18 protein-coding genes and 2 pseudogenes are annotated in these 21,410 nt (G+C 58.5%); 8 read left to right on the top strand and 12 right to left on the bottom strand.

The annotated features are described in order from the left end of the window. Nucleotides 1-125 precede the first annotated feature (125 nt). From RYC17_RS19865 to mksB, 4 genes are all read right to left on the bottom strand, one after another. Nucleotides 126-1,373 carry a right-handed parallel beta-helix repeat-containing protein gene (locus tag RYC17_RS19865; protein WP_316904201.1) on the bottom strand — a complete coding sequence of 416 codons (1,248 nt, stop codon included), beginning with the start codon at nt 1,371-1,373 and terminating at the stop codon, nt 126-128. A 173-nt stretch (nt 1,374-1,546) separates the two neighbouring features. Continuing rightward, the gene (gene mksF / locus RYC17_RS19860; protein WP_058400505.1) at nt 1,547-4,366 is read right to left on the bottom strand and encodes an Mks condensin complex protein MksF; all 2,820 of its coding nucleotides are present in this window, start codon (nt 4,364-4,366) and stop codon (nt 1,547-1,549) included. After that, entirely contained in the window at nt 4,363-5,070 is a 708-nt protein-coding gene (mksE, locus tag RYC17_RS19855) for an Mks condensin complex protein MksE (protein WP_002552081.1), read from the bottom strand. The genes mksF and mksE overlap by 4 nt, the downstream gene beginning before the upstream one ends. After that, nucleotides 5,060-6,337, bottom strand: coding sequence for an Mks condensin complex protein MksB (gene mksB / locus RYC17_RS19850; RefSeq protein WP_002552082.1), 1,278 nt, complete (start codon nt 6,335-6,337; stop codon nt 5,060-5,062). The genes mksE and mksB overlap by 11 nt, the downstream gene beginning before the upstream one ends. Nucleotides 6,338-6,481: 144 nt before the next feature. Between mksB and RYC17_RS19845 the strand changes: the two genes are divergently transcribed. Together RYC17_RS19845 and rimI are read left to right on the top strand one after the other, a co-directional pair. Further along, nucleotides 6,482-7,285: an energy transducer TonB gene (locus RYC17_RS19845; RefSeq protein ID WP_122258999.1), complete on the top strand. Its 804-nt coding sequence runs from the start codon at nt 6,482-6,484 to the stop codon at nt 7,283-7,285. Next, nucleotides 7,278-7,730, top strand: a complete 453-nt coding sequence (gene rimI / locus RYC17_RS19840) for a ribosomal protein S18-alanine N-acetyltransferase (RefSeq protein ID WP_002552084.1) — start codon at nt 7,278-7,280, stop codon at nt 7,728-7,730. Before RYC17_RS19845 ends, rimI begins: the two co-directional genes overlap by 8 nt. Before the next feature lie 9 nt (nt 7,731-7,739). Here rimI and RYC17_RS19835 read toward each other — a convergent pair whose 3' ends face one another. Beyond that, complete coding sequence (locus RYC17_RS19835; RefSeq protein WP_122259000.1) at nt 7,740-8,147, bottom strand: serine kinase/phosphatase; 408 nt, start codon at nt 8,145-8,147, stop codon at nt 7,740-7,742. Between the two features lie 170 nt (nt 8,148-8,317). On the opposite strand from RYC17_RS19835, the gene can reads away from it, so the two are divergent. After that, complete coding sequence (gene can, locus RYC17_RS19830; RefSeq protein WP_002552086.1) at nt 8,318-8,956, top strand: carbonate dehydratase; 639 nt, start codon at nt 8,318-8,320, stop codon at nt 8,954-8,956. A gap of 71 nt (nt 8,957-9,027) precedes the next feature. On the opposite strand, the gene RYC17_RS27080 is transcribed toward can, so the two are convergent. The 4 genes and pseudogenes from RYC17_RS27080 to RYC17_RS19815 all read right to left on the bottom strand — a co-directional run bounded on the left by RYC17_RS27080 (nt 9,028) and on the right by RYC17_RS19815 (nt 13,558). Continuing rightward, nucleotides 9,028-9,816, bottom strand: coding sequence for a methyl-accepting chemotaxis protein (locus RYC17_RS27080; RefSeq protein ID WP_410478326.1), 789 nt, complete (start codon nt 9,814-9,816; stop codon nt 9,028-9,030). Between the two features lie 69 nt (nt 9,817-9,885). Next, a pseudogene (locus RYC17_RS27075) lies at nt 9,886-10,692 on the bottom strand (MCP four helix bundle domain-containing protein); the annotation flags it as partial. A 119-nt stretch (nt 10,693-10,811) separates the two neighbouring features. Continuing rightward, nucleotides 10,812-11,471 carry an HD domain-containing protein gene (locus tag RYC17_RS19820; protein ID WP_122281331.1) on the bottom strand — a complete coding sequence of 220 codons (660 nt, stop codon included), beginning with the start codon at nt 11,469-11,471 and terminating at the stop codon, nt 10,812-10,814. Between the two features lie 65 nt (nt 11,472-11,536). Beyond that, nucleotides 11,537-13,558, bottom strand: coding sequence for an acyltransferase family protein (locus tag RYC17_RS19815; RefSeq protein WP_316904198.1), 2,022 nt, complete (start codon nt 13,556-13,558; stop codon nt 11,537-11,539). A gap of 253 nt (nt 13,559-13,811) precedes the next feature. Here RYC17_RS19815 and RYC17_RS19810 point away from each other — a divergent pair, with 253 nt between their 5' ends. From RYC17_RS19810 to RYC17_RS19800, 3 genes are all read left to right on the top strand, one after another. Then, nucleotides 13,812-14,156: a zinc ribbon domain-containing protein YjdM gene (locus RYC17_RS19810; protein ID WP_032613429.1), complete on the top strand. Its 345-nt coding sequence runs from the start codon at nt 13,812-13,814 to the stop codon at nt 14,154-14,156. Between the two features lie 111 nt (nt 14,157-14,267). Then, complete coding sequence (locus RYC17_RS19805) at nt 14,268-14,699, top strand: thiol-disulfide oxidoreductase DCC family protein (protein WP_080396228.1); 432 nt, start codon at nt 14,268-14,270, stop codon at nt 14,697-14,699. A gap of 267 nt (nt 14,700-14,966) precedes the next feature. Next, nucleotides 14,967-16,175, top strand: coding sequence for a sugar transporter (locus RYC17_RS19800; RefSeq protein ID WP_058400511.1), 1,209 nt, complete (start codon nt 14,967-14,969; stop codon nt 16,173-16,175). Nucleotides 16,176-16,241: 66 nt separating this feature from the next. Here RYC17_RS19800 and pcsA read toward each other — a convergent pair whose 3' ends face one another. Together pcsA and RYC17_RS19790 are read right to left on the bottom strand one after the other, a co-directional pair. Next, entirely contained in the window at nt 16,242-16,961 is a 720-nt protein-coding gene (gene pcsA / locus RYC17_RS19795; RefSeq protein ID WP_003433808.1) for a phosphatidylcholine synthase, read from the bottom strand. Between the two features lie 87 nt (nt 16,962-17,048). Beyond that, on the bottom strand, nt 17,049-19,058 hold the full coding sequence (locus tag RYC17_RS19790) for an alkaline phosphatase D family protein (protein WP_058400512.1): 2,010 nt from the start codon (nt 19,056-19,058) through the stop codon (nt 17,049-17,051). Between the two features lie 265 nt (nt 19,059-19,323). Here RYC17_RS19790 and RYC17_RS27070 point away from each other — a divergent pair. After that, nucleotides 19,324-20,106 (top strand): annotated as a pseudogene (locus tag RYC17_RS27070) (MCP four helix bundle domain-containing protein); the annotation flags it as partial. Further along, the gene (locus RYC17_RS27065) at nt 20,080-20,964 is read left to right on the top strand and encodes a methyl-accepting chemotaxis protein (protein ID WP_404944462.1); all 885 of its coding nucleotides are present in this window, start codon (nt 20,080-20,082) and stop codon (nt 20,962-20,964) included. The pseudogene RYC17_RS27070 and the gene RYC17_RS27065, both read left to right, overlap by 27 nt. A gap of 8 nt (nt 20,965-20,972) precedes the next feature. On the opposite strand, the gene RYC17_RS19780 is transcribed toward RYC17_RS27065, so the two are convergent. Then, nucleotides 20,973-21,410 (bottom strand): GNAT family N-acetyltransferase, encoded by a 438-nt coding sequence (locus tag RYC17_RS19780; protein WP_058400514.1) that lies wholly within the window; start codon nt 21,408-21,410, stop codon nt 20,973-20,975.

Below are 21,410 nucleotides of genomic sequence, written 5' to 3'. Positions count from 1 at the left end.
TCCCCATGTGAGAGTAGGTCATCGTCAAGATTAAATTCCAGAAACCCTCATCGCTTACGCGTTGAGGGTTTTTGTTTGTCTGGGGTTCCACAAACCTCTGCATTGGAGCCAGGGATTCCCTCAGCTCAGTTGAACGCCCCCATGCCTGCCAGCCTGCTGCCGGGGCGCAGATGGAAGCTGCTCAGCACTGGCAGGCTTCCGTCTGGCTGGCGCTTCGCATCCCAACCAGTGTCCGAGACATCTTCAAAGTCAGCGTCGGTTACAGGCGTTGGCAATGCCCATGAGTTCTGGGCCATATCCAGTCCTTCGCTGTTTACGGTCAACCGTCCCTTGTAGGCAATATTGTTGAGCAGGTGGCCGAGAGGGATCAGCGAGCCATCTGGCGCGATACCTGCCATGTTGTAGTTTGCGCCATTGGAAAAAGCCGTGTTGTTGATGAAGTCCAGTGCCAATGTATGGTGATTGGCGTAGAAACCGGCGGATTTGTTGTCGAAGGCAACTGAATTACGGACGATATGTTTCACACCGTTGGGCACATACTTGCCACCGTATCCGCCCGCTTTGATGCCATTGCCGTTGCCCGCCTCAAGTTTGGTGTGCGTGCCAGGCAGGTAGCCTTGCTGCCATGCCCACGAGTTTTCGATGGTTACCGGCGAGAAGGCATTGATCAGGTCAAAGCCGTCGTCGGAATTGGCCCAGGCTCTGCAACCGCGAAATACGTTGCCTGGATGGCCCGCCTTGATATGTGCGCCGAAGCCGTCAGCGCTCTGACCTGCGCCGTTTGAGGTGTAAGGATCGTAGTTGTGGTGGGAGTCGGTATTGAGTACCAGGTTATAACCGCCGTTCTGAATGAACAGGCCTGGCCCCATGTTGTGATGCAAGTTGAGTTGCTCGAAAGTGTTGTGGCTGCCGCTGTTCCAGATACCCCAGGACTCGTGATTGAGATGGTTATCCGGCTGCTGCGGCACGCCCGTTACCTCCAGCCCCTTCAGGTGTAACCAGCTACCGGTAACGTTGAAGCCTTTGACGCGACAATCGTCTTTCATGGCCGAGAAATCGAAAACCGGTGTTTCGCCCGGATAGGCCCAATAACGTATAGGTTTGTTTTCGCTGCCGCTGTTGTTCAGGGTGATGGCATTGACGGTGTCTGTACGGGTAGCGCAGCTGTTGATGCCTGCTGTGTAGGCATAGACTCCGCCGCGAAAGTACACCGTGTCGCCAGCTTTTGCGGCTTGCTGTGCACGCATGATGGATCGCAACGGTGCGGCTTTTGTACCGGCAGCATGATCATCGCCATTGGGGGCAACGTAGTAGTCGGTTGCATGCGCTGTTGCAGCAACGGTCAGCAAGACCGTCAACAGTATGGTTTTCATGAGGTCACTCCAGGCCTGCCTCTCGCAATCCTATGCGTGTTTGCTGCACCCCATTGTGAATTCAATGAATAAAGAGTCTGTTTGTGCAAGGCCTGCACTATGGCCTCACTCAATTCAAAGACAATAAAAAAGGCCGCATTCTCATGCGGCCTTCTGGCTACAGCTAACGGCCCTTACGAAGCCAGCTCTGGTACCGCTGGCTTGACATCGTCACGACGCTGAATGTATTTCCAGTCAGCTTCATCGATGTATATCCCGTTAGGCCCGCTGCCACCTTCCAGGTCGATGGCCACATGGGCCGATACCTGTGGCTTCACACTTGCCAGAATCGGAACGAAGCCCAGTTGCAGGCTCGTTTCCAGCAGCGCAGCCTGGTTCTTCTCATCGATGTCTGCTGCTTCGTCCAGGTAATAAGGCAAGCGCACCCGACCAGCCTGATCCCGATCCATCAAGTGCAGCAACAGGTACATGTTGGTCAATGCCTTGATGGTCATCGTCGTGCCGTTGGACGCTGCGCCGTCGATATCGGTGTGGATAACCGGCTGACCATTGACCTTGGTGATCTCGAATGCCAGTTCGAACAAGTCCTTCAAGCCCAACTGGTTATGATTGGCAGCCACAAGTCGCGCCAGATATTCCTTGGCCTCTTCGTTCTTGTTGTCCTGCTCGGCGCTCTGGCTCAGGTCGAAGACAGACAGCGTCTCGCCTTCTTCATATTGCCCGGCGCTGTGGATAATCTGGTCGATGTGCTTGAGCGCTTCCTTGTTAGGGGCGAGCACGATACGGAAGCTTGCCAGGTTCGACACCTGACGTTTGTTGATCTCGCGGTTGAACAGTGCCAGTTGATGCTCAAGGCTGTCGTAGTCACTACGAATGTTTCGCAGGGTACGGGCGATGTCAGTAACCGCAGCGCGACGAGCCTTGCCCAGTGTGAGCGCCTCATCGGTACGGTGTGCGTAGGCATTGATCAGCAGTTGCAGGCGACGCTCCATGTCGTCCTCGCTGTCGAACTTGGCCACGCCCTTGAGGCGAACCTGGGCATACAGCGCTTCGATCTGCCCATCGCTGCGCAACAGACCTTGCCAGCTGTCCTGGTAGTCGTTGAGCAGTGGCAACAGGTTATCCATGGAATCATCAATCGGGTCCATGAACGGCGTGCCGAACGGCAGATCCGCAGGCAACAACTGGCGGCGACGTAGCGCGTCGTCCAGCGTGCGTTGCTTGGATTCCATGTCACCAATCTGACGGGCGATCAGTTGCAGCTTGGCCGAGAGCTGCTGGACGCGTTCGGTGAATGCATCGCTGGAGCGTTTCAGTTCATCCTGAGCGGCTTCCATCTGCGCCAGCTCTTCCAGCTTGCCGGACTCCTCCGCGCTCAAGGTCTGGCAGCGGCGGAAGTCTTCAAGTGCTTTTTGAGCATCCAGCACCTGTTGATACAGCGCCTCGGTCTGGGTCTTGCTCGCCGCGCGGTCGGCGGCCACAGCCTGCTGGGTTTTCAGTTGCTTGAGTTCTTTTTCCAGGCGCTCTTTCTGATCGCGCAGCGCAGCACGATCGGCCAGCGCCTGCAGGGCAGGAGGTTCGATGCTCGACAGGTTGATGGTCAGTCCGGGTACGGTGAATTGATCGCCTTTGAAGCCATCCAGAATGGTCTCCAGCGATTTTACCCACGCATCGCCATCGTCCAGCGCAATGCCTTGCTCACCCAATGGCAAGCTGAACAGCGCGCTGTTGAACAGGCGCATCAGGCGTTCTACGTCCGGCTGGGAGAACTCTTCACGCAGACGGGCGTAACTGTTGTTGTCCGCATGGTCGAGCTGTTGTTTGACCGACTTGAGGCGTTTCTCCAGATCGCGCAGACGCTCGTCCAGATCTTCGGCGCTGAACTGCCGCGACTGGGCCAGTGCACCGGCCAGTTCATCGTGAGCATCCTTGGCTGCGAGCAGTTGCTGCTCCAGCACCTTGACGTCATCGACCAGCGCAAAACGATTCTTCAGCACCGACAGCTCGCCGACCCAGCGCTGGATGCTGCTGATCTCGCGCTCCAGACGCATCAGTTCCTGAGTGCTGCTGCGCTGATCGTTCTGCATCTCATCCTGCTGAGCACGGTAATGCTCGGCCTGAGCGACCAGTTCTTCCTTGCGCGCGCCGGAGTAGTCCGACCAGGTGCCAAGCAGTGAATCAAGGATCGGCGACAGACGATGCAGTTTGCCACGCAACAGATCACGCTGTTTGACCCCGGCAGCCAGCGCCTCGACCAGCGGGCCAGCCAATACCAGCGAGTTGTAATCCTGTTCCATGCGCCGCACGTCGCGGAAAGCTTCTTCACAGGCGGCAATGTAGTCGACGCTGCCCGAGCGCAGGCTGTGCTCAAACGCATCGAGAAACAGCTGCTTGAGTTTGGCTGCCGTGATTTCACGCATGTGCAGCAGGTTGATGAACAGCGCGCGGAACGTCTTCAGGCTCTGCTCGCTGGTGGAGCGCAGCGGGATCAGGGTCAGGTCCAGCGGGATCGAGGTATGACCGCCGACCAACAGGCGGCGCAGCTCGTCCGGCTTGAGTTCGTAGGCTTTCAGGCCCTGGCTTTCCAGGTTGCTGAACAGCTCTTTCTGACGCAGGCAGGTGTCGTTCTTCTGGTAATGACCCAGGTCCAGCTCGCCGGCATAGGCGAAGAACTGATGGCCGAAACCGCCACCCGGGCCGCGGCCTACCACGCCAATTACATGCGGGCCGTGGGGCAGGGAGACTTCCACCAGAATGTAACTGGTGTCGGTGGCAAAGTAGAAGCGCCGGGACTGCTCAAGGCTGTACTTGCCGAAGCTCATGTCCGACATGCGCGCCAGAATCGGGAATTGCAGGGCGTTGATCGAGGCGCTCTTGCCCAGGTTGTTCGCCCCATACACCGACAGCGGGTTTTCCAGCGGGAACAGGCCGAGGCTGTAACCGGCGGTGTTCAACAGGGCAAAGCGGCGGATGCCATAACGTTCCTGGCTCATGTGTCCATCTCCTGTCGTTGCTCATCGGCGATTGCCCGGGCCAGTGCCTCTTCCTCGGTTTCTTCACCGAATTCAGCCAGGTCCAGCGGGTCATCGGTTTCCAGCAGCTTCTCGTCGCTGTCATCATCGATGAGCACAGGCGTTGGCAGTGGCAGGGCGCTATGCAGACTGGCCGCCAGATCGCGGTCCTGTTGCACCGACAGGCACACATCGAGAAAACGGTGCATCGGCGGCAGGAAGCGGTAGATACCGACCTCTTCACTGGCAAAACCCAGTTGCGTCATGCGGCGCATGATCTTCTCTTCCAGCTCTTCCTGGGTCTGCACTTCCGCCTGAAGAAACAGGTCCCGGTACTTTTCCAGCATCGAAGGCAGTTCGTCGCGGCCCAGACTGCCGCCATCCAGTACGGCCATCGGGTCACGGCCCTGATCGGCCAGATGCTCGACGAGGATGAAGGTGAACAGCGCCAGACGTTGAGCGGTCTTGTTGACCTGCGCGGCGGCCAGTTCAGGCACGAAATAGTAGAAGCCACGGGTGTCGCAGATCAGTTCGTAGCCCAATGCCTTGAACAGCGCGCGGTACTGGTCCTGGCAGTTGGAGAGTTGGGCATACAGCTCCGGGTCACGGCGGCTGATGTGATAGCCCTTGAACAGCTCGCGAAAGATCGGCGCGAGCTGGGACATTTCGGATAGATCAAGATGCATGAACAGGGCTCTCGGAATGCTCTGGCTGCTCGTCTTTTGCGGCGAGCAGGGCAAAGGAGCGCAGGCTGACGCGGTGCTCCCGGGTGAAATATTCGCGACGCTCGAGGCGTTCACGGGCGAAGCGCTTGTCCCGCGACAACCGCGAGAACCAGTACAACAGCTCGTCGGTTTCGCCGGTCGGTTCCTGCTCCAGCAGCCAGACCATCAGGTCAGGCATCGGCAGGGCGCTTTCGCAGCGCTCGAGCATTTCCTTGACCGTACGTGGCGCGCGGGGCGGTTCGCCCTTGCGTGTACCACTGGCCTTGGGGAATTTCGCAGGCTTGGGTTCAAAGCGCGCCAAGGCATAGACGTAAGCCTCGACCTGACTCGCGCTGCCCAGAAAGGTACTTTGCGGGCGGGTAAACAATGGCATGGCGGCCTGTGGCACTGCGTCCAGACCCTTGCGCCGAATCGCCGACAAGGCCAGCGCCGCGCCACGAGTCACCGCGTTGTGGCGACGTGCCTCCTCGCGCAGCGGCAACAGCAGCTCGCGTGCATGACGCAAGGTCAGCTGGGCGCTGGTCTGCATCTCCAGAATGCGCGCATGGGTGCGCAGCAGCATGTCGTCATCGACCAGATGACCGAGGCGTTGTTGCTCGGTCAGCAGGCGCAGCAGCACATTCTCGACCTTGCGCACACCCTGTTCGAAAGCGCCGTCGGCATTGACCAGTTGAATCATCGGCTCGACGTATTCATCCCAGGTGGCCAGAACTTCTGCATACCGCTGGCGCAAGGGGATCTGCCGGTCGCTGGTCTTGGCCCGGTCGGCTACCGCGACCAGTGCCTGTTCGTCGTTGGCGAGCTTCTTGAGAACGTCGCGCACCCGCATGTCCAGCAGTCGCAACTGCCTGGCCAGATCATTGGCATCGCGAATATCGAACGCGTCCTGAATGTAACCGGCCAGGCGCTCCAGATGGCGCAGATAAGCCTCGATTTCCAGGCACAGGCCCAGCCGGTGCTCGCGGCGCAGGTAGGACAGGAAGTCATGGATCTGTGCGTTGAGCTCAAAGCGGTTCGGACTTTTCGCGACGGGCACCAGAATGTCCAGACGAATCCACACGTCCAGCAGGTTGGTGATGTCTTGCGGGGTGCTGTCCTGCTGCTGAGCGCCCAATTGCAGGCGCAGCTCGCTCAGGCTCAACGTACCCTGGTCGAAGTGTTCGCATAAGGGCTCGAGTAGCGCCCAGTGCTCGGCAAGGGCGCGCAGGACGCGCTTGGGTTCGATCATCGTTAGGCCGACTGTTGGCAAGTGAAAAGCGGCAATTGTACTGCATCAGTCGCCTGATATTTCACCTGCGGGCGATATGCTGCAGCGCAAAAAGGCGAACAACGCTAGAATTGCGCGCTTAACTTATCCACAGGTGGCTGACCCTTGCTCAACGAGTCCCGTCGCCGCGCTTATTTGACCGCCATGCAGGTGGTCAACTGGCTGCCGCGCACAGAACTGCCATTCGCTGCGCCCTCGCGTCCGGAGCTGCTTGCGCCGTTACCGCCGCCGCTAGAGGTGCAGAACATTGCGCCTGCTGCCGCGCCATCTGCGCACGCTGCGCCGGTCGAAGCTGCGAACGTTGTGCCGATCGCCCGGCAGCCCGAGCGCCCGAAGGTCGAGGTGCCGCGTCCGTCACTGGCCAGCACGCGCACCGTTGCCCCGGTCGAGGAGGCCGCGCCTGCGCCGCCCAAGGCCGCAGTTGTGCCGCCACCGCGTTTTGCCCTGCAATTGCTGCGTGCCGGCCGTTGCATGCTGTTGGTAGAACTGACCACCGGTCAGCCGTTTCAGAGCCGCGATCCGTCCTACCTGCTGCTCAAGGACATGCTGCGCGCTGCCGGTCTGCCCGACAGCCCGCAGATTATCGGCGAACCGGTGCGCTGGCCGCTGCTGGTGCGTGGCCAGATGGATCAGGGGCCGGAAGCGGCGCGCGACTTCGTGCAAGGCTTTGTCGGTGCCCGGCTTGAGGACGAACCCTGTGCGTGCCTGTGGCTGATCGGTTTGCCATCGATGAAGTTCGCCGGTGAAGCCGACGCCGAATCCTATAACCGCGAATTGCAGATCGAAGGTCTGGGTACTGCCTGGGCGTTGCCGGGTCTCGAATTAATGATGGACGAGCCTGAGCGCAAGGCCGATGTCTGGAAAGCCATGCGTCGGCTGATGACGCGCTGGAAATCGATCGATGAGTGATGCCGTAACCTTCCGCCCCATGACCGAAGCCGACATGGATGCGGTGCTGAAAATCGAATACGCAGCCTTCAGCCATCCCTGGACACGCGGCATCTTTCTCGATGGCCTCAAGTCCTATGAGATCTGGCTGATGTTCGAAGGCGCGCAGCAGGTCGGGCACGGTGTGATTCAGGTCATCATCGATGAAGCGCATCTGCTCAACATCACCGTCAAACCTGAAAATCAGGGTCGTGGTCTTGGCTTGCTGCTGCTGGATCATCTGATGAAGCGTGCTTATCAGCTAAACGCTCGGGAATGCTTTCTGGAACTGCGTGACAGTAATCGTCCAGCCTATCGTCTGTATGAAAACTACGGTTTCAACGAGATAGGCCGGCGTCGCGATTACTACCCGGCAGTCGGCGGCCGCGAAGACGCTGTGGTCATGGCCTGCACGCTTTTCGAATAGTGCTGGCGGTCAGCGCTGGGTGTTGCCGTCCAGCGGGTCAAGAATGGCCAGCTCCTCCTCGTCGAGCCCGTTGCCACCGCCGATGTCATCTTCATCGACTACCGTCAGGTCCAGATCGGCAGGATCGTCTTCGCCCTGCTCGTTCGGTGAACGGGCACCGTCTTCGTGGATCAGGGTTTCCGGAGACAGATCGTCATCGGTCGAATGGTGATCGTCAGTCGATGCACCGGTCAGGCCTGCCTCACGCACACGCTGATCCGGAATTTCATGTTGCAGTTGGTCTTCAGGGATAAGATCACCGATACGGGCGGTCTCATCTTCATTGAAGTCGAGTGTTTTCATAGAGCCCATGCGGTCTTCGTTGTCATCAATGGGTTCCGGCTGGGTCGCACCGAATGGGCGGCGTGAATCGTTCATGACAAATCCTCATTTGGGGTGGTCGTAAAAAGTTGACCGGCCACGACTTTGAAGATTCCTTTTTGTTGACCGACGAGCTTTGGTGAATTTTGTCAGTAGTGGCAAACAGGCGTGACTTGAAGGATTCGACTCCAGTCCAAGGCTGGGCATCATTATCGAGGCGTCAAAGCATGAACGAGCTACAAGACCTGATTGATAACAATGCACGCTGGGCCGATGCGATAAAGCAGGAAGACCCAGAGTTTTTCGCCAAGCTGGCCCGCCAGCAAACGCCTGAGTTCCTGTGGATCGGTTGTTCGGATGCACGTGTCCCGGCCAACGAAATCGTCGGCATGCTGCCCGGCGATCTGTTCGTCCATCGCAACGTGGCCAACGTTGTGTTGCACACCGACCTCAACTGCCTGTCGGTGATCCAGTACGCAGTGGACGTGTTGAAGGTCAAACACATTCTGGTGACGGGCCACTATGGTTGCGGCGGTGTACGCGCGTCCATGCAGGACCGCCAGTTCGGCCTGATCGACGGCTGGCTGCGCACGATTCGTGATCTGTATTACGAAAACCGTGAAGTGCTGGCCAAGCTGCCGACCGAGGAAGAACGTGTCGACCGTCTGTGTGAGCTGAACGTGATTCAGCAAGTGGCCAACGTCGGTCACACCAGCATTGTGCAGAACGCCTGGCACCGTGGGCAGAGCCTGTCTGTGCATGGCTGCATCTACGGCATCAAGGACGGTCGCTGGAAAAGCCTCGACGTGACCATCAGCGGTTTCGAGCAGCTGCCGCCGCAGTACCGTCTGCGTCCGCAGGACTGATAGCCGCCCTCAGGTTGCACTATCGCCAGCCAGTCTGTTTTCGCGACGACTGGTTGGCGGCAGGCAGGGCATCACAGCACGAAGCGCTGCACCATCAGGTTCAGGTCAGTCGCCAGCATCGACAGCGAATTGCTCGCCACGGTGGTCTGCTGCGCGCCTGACGCTGTCTGGCTCGACAGGTCGCGGATACTGCTCAGGTTGCGGTCTACTTCAGTCGCGACCTGGGCTTGCTGTTCTGCTGCACTGGCAATCAGCAGGTTGCGGTCGTTGATGGTGGCTGTTGAATGGATGATCACAGTCAATGCTTCGCCAGTTGATGCAGCTTGCTCAAGCGTCAGGCTGGCTTGCGTTGCCGTGTGACGCAACGAGCTGGCCGTTTGCTGAGTGCTTTGCTGCACGCCGTTGATCAGCCCTTCGATTTCGGCTGTCGAGGCGCTGGTGCGTTGCGCCAGTGAACGGACCTCATCAGCCACCACGGCAAATCCGCGCCCGGCTTCGCCCGCCCGGGCTGCCTCAATGGCGGCGTTCAGGGCCAGCAGGTTGGTCTGGTTGGCGATTGCGCGAATCACATCGAGGATGCTGCTGATGCTCTGTGTGCGCTCGGCCAGTCCTTCAGCCTGATGCGAGGAGTCCAGCACGTTTTCAGTCAGTTGTTTGATCGAAAGAATCGTCGCCGACAGTTTTTCCTGTCCTTGCGCTGCCGCCTGGGTCGACGCCTGTGATTCGGTCACGGTGCTGCTGGCGTTGCCTGCTACTTCGATGGCCGCCTGACTCATCTGGTTGACGGCGACCGCGGCCTGCTCGATTTCGTTGTTCTGCAATTGCAGATTGAGCGCACTGGCTTCGGCGATGGTGCCCATCTCCTGGACCGACTGCGACAACTGCGTCGCCGCTGCGTATATCTGATCAATCGTGCCGTGCAGGTTAGTGCGCATGCGCCCCAGCGTGATCAGCAACTGCGCGGTCTCGTCCTTGCCATCCGGTATCCGGTGCTCTGTCAGATCACCATCGGCAATGGTGCTGGCAATGTGCAAAGCCTGGCGGACCGGGTGAATGATGCTGACGCTCAAACGCCAGGCCAGCAGCAGGGTCAGAGCCAACACGACGGCGATGACGCTCAGCGCAATGATTCGTGCCTGCTCGTAGCGGGTGCCTGCTGACTCTACGGCGGCGGCAGCGCTCTGTTTGTTCAGCTCGCGCAGTAACTGCACCTGCATGTCCATAAGGTCGCCTTGCAGCGCGAGCATGGTATTGGCCAACATTCTGGCCTCGTCCAGCTTGTTCTGCTCGATCAGCGTGATCTGATCCTGCAAGCCGGGCATGAACGCCTTATAGGCATCCTGCAAGGCGACGATAGAGTCATGTTCAGTGCCCGATTGAACGCGCGCAAGGTATTCCGAGAAACCTTTCTCGACTTCGTTCTTGAGCTGTTCGACATTGATCTTGCTGTTGATGACCGCACCCGGATCGTCGGCATTGGCGATCAGCCGGGTGGTCTCGCTGCGCAGTTTGACCAGGCCGATGGCGATGGCATCGGCCATGGCGATACTGGGCAGCGCTCCACTCTCAACGGCTTCGCCCTGATTGCGGATCTCCTGCATCTGCAGCAGGCAGAAAGCCCCCAGCGCGACCATCAGCAGGGAAGTGATACCGAAACAGATCACCAAACGCAGGGTGATCCTGAAGCGGCGCAATAGTGTTGGCCTTGTGGTTTGCCGACGCAGGAAACGAGGCATAAATCTTTTCACGGCACACAACCCCTATAAACACACAGACCTTCTCGGAGAGCCGTTTATAGGGCAGTTGTGTGATGTCTTTGTGACATCTGATGTTTATGTTGAAAACAGGCAAGCACTCATGGCTTGGGCGCACCGATTTCCTCCATCAGTTCATCCAGAAAGCGCTTCAGCCGGTCGTGCCTGATCTTCGCCATCTGTGTCCCGGTATCGGTTTGAAAGCTGTCGGCGAGGTGCAGCAGCTTGGTATGAAAATGGTCGGCGGCGAAGTTCATGTCGTCATGCGGGCGCTGGCTGGCATGCGGGTCGTTCGGTTCGTAAAGCTGTCTGCCCATCCGCCCCGATACGTAAAAGGTTCGAGCTACGCCGATCATGCCCAGAGAGTCCAGGCGGTCGGCGTCCTGCAGAATTCGGGCTTCCAGCGTCAACGGAGTTATCGCCGCCGAAAAACTGTGCGCTTCGATAGCATGGGCAACCGCAGCGATACTTTCTTCGTCCCACCCCATCTCGGTAAGCAATTCGCTGGCCCGTACTGCCGCCAGTCGCGAAGCGCTGGAGCGAAACGGTGAATCTTTCTCGACCGAAACACAGTCGTGTAACAGTGTGGCGGCGATCAGTACGCGGGCATCGCCGCCTTCCCGGTCACGGATAGCGCAGACGTTTTTCCAGACGCGCAGCAAGTGCGAGACGTCGTGCGCGCCATCGATTTTCTCTGCATGAGTGTGCGGGATCAGCAGGCTGGCCAGATCCTGAAACGGGGCGAAGCTGGCGGCGGTCATGCGATGGTCCTCGGGCGTCTGTGCGGGTATCAGCATTACAGACAATGCCGCCTGATAAAACCCTGTCACTGGTCAAGAATATGGCTGATCTGACCAGCAAGCAGGCCTGCGCCCTTGGCGTTGAGGTGATTGAAGTCCTTGTAGTACGAGTTCATGTCGCCAATCAGGCATTGCTTGTCCTTGCAAAAGGCGTCATCCAGGGTGATCAACCTGATCTGCTTCGCCTGGCTGGCGTGCAGGAACAGTTCTCGAGTGAAGCGTTGCAACAGAGCATGTTTTTCGACTGGCACCGACAGTTCACTGACCCGCTGCAGTTTCTGCGCATCACTGCCCGAGGCATCCCGGGCCAGGCGGTAGTAGAGGCTCTCGGGATTGATCAATTGCTGCGGCACCTGCGCGACGATGAATACCTCGGTGCCGATATCGCGGTAGGCCTTTATCGTGGTTTCAAATGCCTGCCGGAACACTGCTCGCGAGGTTTCCCGGTTTTTTTCCGGGTGGCTGCGGGAGGTCAGGAAATACTTGCTCATCTTCCGTTCGCCGTAATCGCCGTCGGTGTACAGCGTCCAGCGTGCCACCAGCACGACCTTTTTGATCTGACGCTGCTTCACGTATTCAAACTCGCGATTGGCCAGCGTCTCGCATACCCCGGCAGGGTAGTTGCCATTGGCGATGTCCACGCCGAGCAAGGGCAGGCAGCCGCCCAGACCGATATGCGCGACTGTTCTGCCCAAATCCCGCGCGGCGGCGTCAAACGTCGATAACAGGGCCTCGGAATGGCTGTCACCAAACAGGGCCATCTCCGGTACGACGTTGCTGTCGGCAAGGCCGAACAGGCAAAAATCGACATTCCAGCCTTGGCTATCAAGGTTCCGGTCGCATCTTTCGCGTATCTGCGGGTCGACAAATGCCTGATGCATCGCCGGATCGACAGCGAAGCGCTGGCTAAAGCCGTTATTGAGATAGCCGACCAGCCCCAGCACGACAAATAGCGTCGAAGCAACGCCTGCCGAGGCGAAGATCTGACGGCGGTTGAATGCACCGGCCTTGCGAAAGGGCTGCTCGACGAAGCGCCAGCTCAGCCAGGCCAGCAGCAGCGAGAGCACGGTCAACGCCAGCATCAGCGGCAGGTCCGGCTCAATCAGGCTGCGCTGACGAGCGAAGGCAAAGACGGGCTGATGCCACAAATAGGCGCTGTAACTGATCATGCCGATCAGGACCGTTACCCGTGAGCTCAGCGCGTTGCCGACCCAGGTCTGGCCATTGGCGAAGACAATGATCAACGCCGCGCCCAGCACAGGCACCAGCGCGCTGAGGCCTGGGAAGGGTGTACTGCTGTCGAAACAAATCACGGCATAACCGATCAGCAGAATGCCCAGCAGCGTCGCCGCCTGATCAAGATGGCTGGCGCTATCGACGCTACGCGTGCGCCAGGCAAAGTAGAAGGCGATGAACGAGCCCGTCAGCAATTCCCAGGCGCGTGCAGGCAACAGATAAAAAGCGGTGCTGGCGTTATGACGCGCCCCCAGCTCCGCCAGCGCCAGGCTCGTCAGGGCGGCGGCGATCAGCAGTACAACCAGCCACTTGCGGCCCATGCTCCAGGCCAGCATCAGTAGCGGTGGGAAAAACAGGTAGTACTGCTCCTCTACTGCGAGCGTCCAGGTGTGCAGCAAGGGTTTGAGTTCAGCGGTTGCGTCGAAATAGCCGCTTTCCAGCCAGAACAGTAGGTTGGAAGAGAAGGTCGGCACCGCTACCAGGCTCTTGGCGAAGTATTTCAGGTCAGACGGGTCGAGCGTCAACCACGCGACAGGCAGGCAGACCAGCATCATCACGAACAGCGCTGGCAGAATGCGCCGGGCGCGCCGTTCGTAGAAATCGATCAGCGAGAGTCTGCCTTTGAGCATCTGCGCAAGAATGATCGAGGTGATCAGATAGCCAGAGATCACAAAAAAGATGTCGACCCCTACGAATCCACCGCTGAATAACGGTAAACCCGCGTGATACAGGATGACCGGGATCACCGCGAACGCGCGCAGACCATCGATTTCGGGTCGATAGGCGAGCGCCGGGTTATGAGGAATGCCCATGAAGTGTGCTCGATACAGGAAGTGGTAAAGGCGGTAAATGCGCGCTGCAATAGCTACCGCCAACGCGGGGCGCAGGCGTCGGGGATGAAGGATCAGAAGGGAATTGCAGGAGAGAGTGGTGTATTTTTTAGTTCAGGTATTCGCTTCTGTCCAATGGCTGAAGCCGGTTTATGACGACAGATCAGTCTCTTCCCACCTGAAACAGGAAAAGCCCTTTATAATGCATGGTTTTACCCTCCTCGATGCGAGAACCATTGTGAGCTTACCGTCCTGCCCGAAATGCAATTCCGAATACACCTACGAAGACGGCAGCCTGCTGATCTGCCCGGAATGCGCCCATGAATGGTCTGCAGACGCTGCTGGCGCCGATGCAGCCGACGACGTGAAAGTCATCAAGGACTCCACGGGCAATGTGCTGCAGGACGGCGATACCATTACCGTGATCAAGGACCTGAAAGTCAAAGGCTCTTCGTTGGTGGTCAAGGTCGGTACCAAGGTCAAGAACATCCGTCTGGTCGATGGCGACCATGACATCGATTGCAAGATCGACGGCATCGGCGCGATGAAGCTGAAGTCGGAGTTCGTCCGCAAGGTTTGATTCTGTCGGGCAATGGCTTTAGCCTGAACGCCTCGCCGGTCCTTCGACTGGCGGGGCGTTCATGTTTCCGGGCGCGCCAGGGCTGTTTTTCCTGAACAGGTGAATACCGTGCTGACGACTACCCCCGCCCCGTATCTGAAACCCGATGAATGTGTCGTGCTGTTCGATGGCGTCTGCAAACTGTGCAATGGTGTGGTGAAGTTTCTGATTCGCCATGATCCGCACCAGCGTCTGCGCTTGGCCGCCGTACAGTCGGAGCAGGGGCAGGCATTGCTGAAGTGGGCCGGGCTGCCGCTCGACGATTTTCATACTATCGCGGTCATCGTTAACAATCGGGTGTTTGTACGCTCGGATGCCTTTCTGCACATCATGGGGCTGTTGCCCGCGCCGTGGCCGCTGCTGAAAGTGCTGGGTATTTTTCCACGCTTTCTAATGGACTGGGCCTACAACCGTATCGCGCTCAACCGATATCGCCTGTTCGGGCGCTATGATCACTGTCTGTTGCCGTCGCCCGAGAACCGCCAGCGCTTCCTTGACGGCTGACGACCGGCGGTCATTTGTAAAGTCTGTTATGAGTGCACGGGTTGTGATCCACTCTGGCGGTCCGTAGAATTCGTGTCATCTGGCTTACCCCCCATATCCACAATAATCCACTTTGCACACTGCGCCCGATTCAGAAGGTCGAGCGGAGCGTTTTTGCGTTGGTTTTTCAGTGGGGCGAGCCGCGGTTTTCCATACAGGTGTCAGGCGTGCGTATTCACGCGTGGCGATCGGCCTTCGGGTCGGAACATTTTCAGGGCGTTGTGATTCTTGATAACTTCACCTCCAAACGAGCAGGCAGGTAGCTGGCTTGGCGTATTCGCGCTGGCCTTGGCGGCCTTCATTTTCAATACCACCGAGTTCGTGCCGATCGGTCTGCTGAGTAACATCGGCCAGAGCTTCGAGATGACCCCGGCCCAGGTCGGGCTGATGCTCACGATCTATGCCTGGGTCGTGTCGCTGATGTCGTTGCCGATGATGCTGGCGACGCGCAACATCGAGCGCCGCAAGTTGCTGATGTTCGTGTTCGGCCTGTTTGTGGTCAGCCATGTACTCTCCGCAATCTCCCCCAGCTTCGCAATCCTGCTGGTGAGCCGGGTCGGTATCGCCTTTGCACATGCGGTGTTCTGGTCGGTCACGGCGTCGCTGGCCGTGCGTATCGCACCGCCCGGCAAGCAGGTTCAGGCGCTTGGCCTGCTGGCAACCGGTACGTCGCTGGCGATGGTGCTGGGTATTCCGCTGGGCCGCGTGCTGGGTGAAGCCCTGGGCTGGCGGACTACCTTTCTGGGCATCGCCGGCATTGCTGCGCTGGTAGTCTTCCTGTTGGCTCGCGCTCTGCCTTTGCTGCCCAGCCAGAACTCCGGCTCGTTGCGCAGTCTGCCGATCCTGTTCAAACGCCCACGGTTAATGGCGATCTACCTGCTGACCGCGATTGTGGTGACCGCTCATTTCACCGCCTACAGCTATATCGAGCCGTTCACCCAGACTGTGTCCCGACTCAGCGGCGAAATGACCACGATTCTGCTGCTGGTCTTTGGCGGTGCAGGAATCATGGGCTCGATCATCTTCAGCCTGTTCAGCGACCGCTTTCCTAACGGGCTATTGATCACCGCCATTGGCACGCTGACCGTTTGCCTGCTGATGCTGTTGCCCCTTTCCGGTGACGCGGCGACGCTCGGCACGCTGACCATTATCTGGGGCATGGCGATCATGTGCTTCGGGCTGACCTTGCAGGCGCGCGTGCTCTCGCTGGCACCGGATGCGACCGACGTGGCGATGGCGCTGTTCTCGGGCATCTTCAATATCGGTATTGGTGGCGGTGCGCTGCTCGGCAGCGTGGTCAGCAGCCATCTCGGGGTTGCCAATGTCGGTATCGTCGGTGGCCTGTTGGCCCTTGGCGGGTTGGGGCTTTGCTGCTTTACAACGTACCACTTCGGCAAAATCCCGCCTGCTGCCGAGGTGCAGGCCGAGAGTAAATAGAGCACACATAAAAAAGCTCGCTGACCGTGCAAGGCGATCAGCGAGCTTTTTGTTCTGGCCTCGGCGTCAGGCTTTAAGCCGGCCCAGCCATTCCAGCGACGTTCTCCAGATACAAATTCCGAGAAAATACGCCGACATCGCCAGCCACAGGCCCATGACTACAGGGCCATTGTGCGGGTGGTTGATGATCAGCAGCGCGCTGGACAACAACCACACGGTGGTAACTGCGATGTTGATCGGCATGAAACGACGCACACGAAACGGGTGCAGAAACTTCATGCGGGTCAGGGTCAGCAATGCCAGGGCGATGATGGTGATGAACGTCAGCCACGGCGCGGGCGAAAGAATGTAGAGGCACAGGGCGACTACGTTCCATGCGGCGGGAAAGCCCTGAAAGTAGTTGTCCTTGCTTTTCATGTCGACGTTGCAGAAGCAGAACAGCGACGACACCAGGATCACCGATACGCTGAGCAGCAACGTGTAATCCGGCACCGGTATGTAGCGATAGATGAACAGTGCCGGAATGAACACGTAGGTCAGATAGTCGATGACCAGGTCTAGCACCGAGCCATCGAAGTGCGGCAGTACCGACGTGGTATTGACCTTGCGAGCCAGTGAGCCGTCTACGCCATCCACGATCAGGGCAGCGCCCAGCCACAGCAGGCAGGCTTTGGGTTCGTTGTTGAATAGTGCAATGGTAGCCAGGAACGCAAGGACGACGCCGGTGGCGGTGAAGCCATGCGCGCCCCAGGCGTTGAGTCTGGCTATGCGTTGATTGGTTATCACGGGGGCGCTCTCCAGGAAATAATGCTTGCCAGGGTGTGCCGCAAACCTGACCGGTAGCAACTATCGACCCGGCAATTGCCGATAAGTTTAGCGGTGACTATCCCTTGTTTCCCGGTTGCTTTCCAGAAAACCGCGATCTGTGTCAGACCGCTCGTCTCTGTAGTCTTGCGGTTTGACGAAACAGGTAGGCGCGTCACCGTTGGCATTGAGTTGGTTGATCAGGGTCGGCTGGCCTTGTTCATTGAACATTACCTGCCCGACACCTGCCGAGTTCCATAAGCGTTCACCGGCCTTGCTGTGCTCGGGCGTGCGCGGGACAACCTTCATCAGGCGGCGCTTGGTGAACCAGTTAAGAGGTGAGCGGGGAGAGTATAACCAGCGATTCAGTCGATCAAAAGTGTCCAGCAGACGACGGGGGAATTCATTCTTGATGCCACTGCTGGTTATTTGCCAGATGTGAGGCCCGCCACTGCGTTGACGGATCAGGATTTCGTAGACGAACGAGTAATGCACATCACCCGACAGAATCACGTAATTGCCCGGAGTTCTGGAGTGGCGAAAGATGTTCAGAATGACGTTGGCTGCGCCACGATGCGCCATCCAGTTTTCCGCGTCGACCAGCAACGGATAGCCGCACCAACTGAAGACACGCTGTATCGCCTCAATTAACTTGACGCCGAACACGGGGGCAGCTGACACGATAATCGCCGATTTGTGATCGATCAGCTCCTGTTGCAGTTCACTGAGTGCTTCCCAGTCCAGCAGGCCGGACGGGTGATTGAAATTCGATTCGCTGCGCCAGCGTCGGGTGCGCGTATCCAGTACCACCAGCGCCGGGCTGGTCGGCAGAACGTAATGCCACTGTTGAAACTTCAGCAACTGATCGATCAGCGCGTCCTGGGACGGGCTGTCTAGCCAGTTATCCTTGCGCACAGCCGCTGCACTCAGTTCATGTGCCTGCCGGACCAGGTCATTGAGTGCGTCAGGATTGTTGCCCCAGCCCTGACAGAGCAGATAGGCGAGCAGGGCATTGCCGATGATGCGTTTCGAGAAAGGATGGCCGTACGCGGTTTCTTCCCAGTTTGCCGACAGGTTCCAGTCATCGGTGATGTCATGGTCGTCAAAAATCATCATGCACGGCAGGTGAGCCATCGCACGCGCCACGCCTTCAAGCCCCGCAGTGAAATCCTCGACCAGTTGCTGCTCTCTGGCATAACGCTCGACTTCGTCGGTTTCCAGATGCGGCGTGCCGGGTTCGATCAGGGTCCAGGGCGTGGGTGACCAGACCAGCAGGTACATCGCCACCACTTCCGCCAGAGTGACCAGATGGTTATCCGCGGTGCTGCTGGTAAATACCGGCTTGCTGGTGCCACCAAAGAACCGCTCACGCAGCGTGTCGTTGCTTTTCAGGGCGGGTAGCAGGTCGGCACGCTGGTAATAGCTGGCCGGGTGCGCATAAAGGCTGGTGCTGTCGTCGACAACAGCACCGTCGAGTTGCTCATCGAACAACCCCAGCCGTTCGATCAGCACATGAATGGCGCGCAGCATCGGCCCGGCGACATCGTCGGCGTAGATCTGATCGCCGCTCATCATCAACAGCGCAGGGCGTTGCAACGGGTCCTGGTTGTCGGCCAACAGGCGATCCACGCAGAGCAGACCCTCGGCCGCGCTGTGATGTGGCTTGCGACACGAGCCATGCAAGAGCTGATCAATGCTGCTGCGCACTACGAAATTCGGATAACGGGCACCGTCGTACAGCAGGTGCGGCGCCCACTCGGCGATACCGCCCGGTTCGCCATCTACCAACAGGTCGTAATCGATCCAGGTGTCCAGGGGCAGCTCGGCCTCCAGTTGCAGGTCGATCAGATGAATGAATGCGTGGCGACCTACCGCGACGATCTGGCATTGCTGATCAGTCAGTGAATGGTCGTTGAAGTCATCTGCTGCATTCTCAACGTCATGACGCAGACGCAGTGTCAGCTTGAGCGGGCGCGAGCCCACCAGCCACAGTACCAGGCGGCCGGCTTCCTGGCGGCGTAACAGCGGACCGGCAAGGATGGACGGTAATGGACGTTTTTCGGCGGGCGAAGACGGCATCCTGATTCATGGCTCTGACTGATCGTAGGCGGGAAATACTAACGCAGTCAGTGCGGAAAGTTCTTGTTACACCGCTGGGCCGTTACCTTCAGCCTGTTTCAAAGCATTGCGCCAGTCGCCCTGAGCCCTTGGCGGCCAATCGGATGAGCGTCACTTCAGTGGTGCTTGATGCTGCCGATAGCCACTTTTATACAGAGCCTGAAGCTGCCGGTCCTCGAGCATCGCAGCTCAGCCTCAGCCAGCTGTTAAAACTAGAGATTTCTCCATGAACTGGTTCTACAACGCCAAGCTTTCCACCAAGCTGTTTATCTCATTTGCACTCTGCGCGGTTATCACCCTCGCGGTGGGCATGGTTGCCAGCCGGGGGATCGGTGAGCTCGCCAGCAACCTGAAACTTGCGTTCTCCAACAACCTGGTGTCGGTGTCGAAAACCAACGAGGCCACCATCAATGTTGTCGAGCAGAATCGTGATTTGTATCGCTTGCTTTCGGTCGCCGCCAGCGATGCGTCGCAAAGCGCGAAGGATGAAGTTCTCGCCAGCATGAAAAACAATCGCGCAGAAGCAGAAAAAGCTTACGCGACCTATCGTGCGACACCGCTTGAAGATGACGAGCGCGCTGCAGGTGATCAGATGGACAAGGACTGGCCCGTCTATCAGACGCTGGTCGATCGGGCTGTGGCTGTTGCCTTTTCCGGAGACGTTGCAGCCGCGAGGGCGCTGGTCGAAGGCGACGTTCGCAAGGCCTATCTGACCGTAATGGGTGAGCTGAACATCATAGTCGGCTCCAACAACCGTCAGATAGGCGAAGGTGCAATCGCCGCTGGAAAAACAGAATCATCGGCCAATCTCAATCTGTATATGGGTATCGGTATCGCCTTCGTAGCCGCCTTCCTTTTGGCACTGTTTATCAGTCGTGTGATCAGTTCGCCCATTTCCTCTGCCCTTGTCAGTGCGCAGCGCATTGCCGGTGGCGATCTGACCCAGCCGATCGTCAGCACTCACCGTGATGAAGCAGGCCTGATGCTTACGGCGCTCAGTGATATGCAGAACAGCCTGAAGAGCACCATCGGACAGATCTCCAGCGCCGCCGACCAGCTTGCTTCGGCTGCTGAAGAACTCAATGCCGTTACTGAAGAAGGCAGCCGTGGCCTGACGCGACAGAACGACGAGATTCAATTGGCTGCCACGGCGGTCACCGAAATGACCGCTGCGGTCGAAGAAGTGGCGCGTAACGCCATGTCTACCTCTGACGCCTCAAAGCGGACCAGTACCGAAGCGGCTACCGGGCGTGATCAGGCGCGTGATGCGGTCAGTGCGATCAACAACGTCAGCGCCGAGATCAGCAGCTCCACCTCAATGGTTGAAGAGCTTGCCGGGCGGGTTCGTGAGATTGGTCAGGTGCTGGACGTGATCCGTGGTATCGCCGAACAGACCAACCTGCTGGCCCTCAACGCCGCCATCGAGGCTGCGCGCGCCGGTGAACAGGGCCGCGGCTTTGCCGTGGTGGCCGACGAAGTACGTGCGCTTGCCGCTCGTACTCAGGCGTCCACAGGTGAAATCGAAACCATGATAGGCAGCGTGCAGGCCAGTGCCGATCAGGCTGTGCGAGCCATGGGCAACAGCCGTACCCTCGCCAGCAATACTCAATCCCTGGCTCAGGCCACTGGTCAGTCGCTGGAGCGCATTGCGCAGAGCATTGCCGAAATCAACGATCGCAACATGCTGATTGCTACCGCGTCCGAAGAGCAGTCCCACGTTGCGCGCGAGGTGGATCGCAACCTGATCAACATTCAGGACCTCTCCACCCAGACCGCTGCTGGCGCTCACCAGACCAGCGCTTCAAGTCAGGAGCTGTCTCGTCTGGCGATTTCCTTCAACAACCTGGTAGGCAAGTTCAAGGTCTGACGCAAGCGTCAGGACGCTGATACCGGCAGGCGCTTCTGGAAAAAGAAGCGCTTGCTGCCGGGCGGATAGTCGTCAATCTGCCCGAACTCGGTGTAACCGTGGCGGCGATAGAAATCCGGAGCCTGGAAGTCGAAGGTATCCAGCCAGATTCCCGCACAGCCTTTCTCGACCGCAAGGTCCTCAGCCATCTGCATCAAACGCGAGCCCATACCTTGCCCCCGGGTTTGCTCCGGCACCACCAGCAGCTCGATGAACAACCATTGATAGAGAATGCGTGCGTGCAGGCCACCGAGAATTTCCCGGGTCTGATCATCGCGAATGAACATCGCCACTTTCTCGGCCTTGCCGTCACCCGCCTGCTCGGCGTTAAAGCGCTTCAGGGGTTCCAGAATCGCCAGGCGATCTTCTTCTGTAGGGTTGTTATTGACATCAATGTGAACGCTCAT

It is taken from the genome of Pseudomonas syringae group sp. J248-6 (assembly GCF_032586995.1).
Taxonomy (GTDB): domain Bacteria; phylum Pseudomonadota; class Gammaproteobacteria; order Pseudomonadales; family Pseudomonadaceae; genus Aquipseudomonas; species Aquipseudomonas amygdali.
The sequence above is the reverse complement of the archived record's forward strand: the minus strand, read 5'-3'. Positions and strand labels throughout refer to the sequence as shown.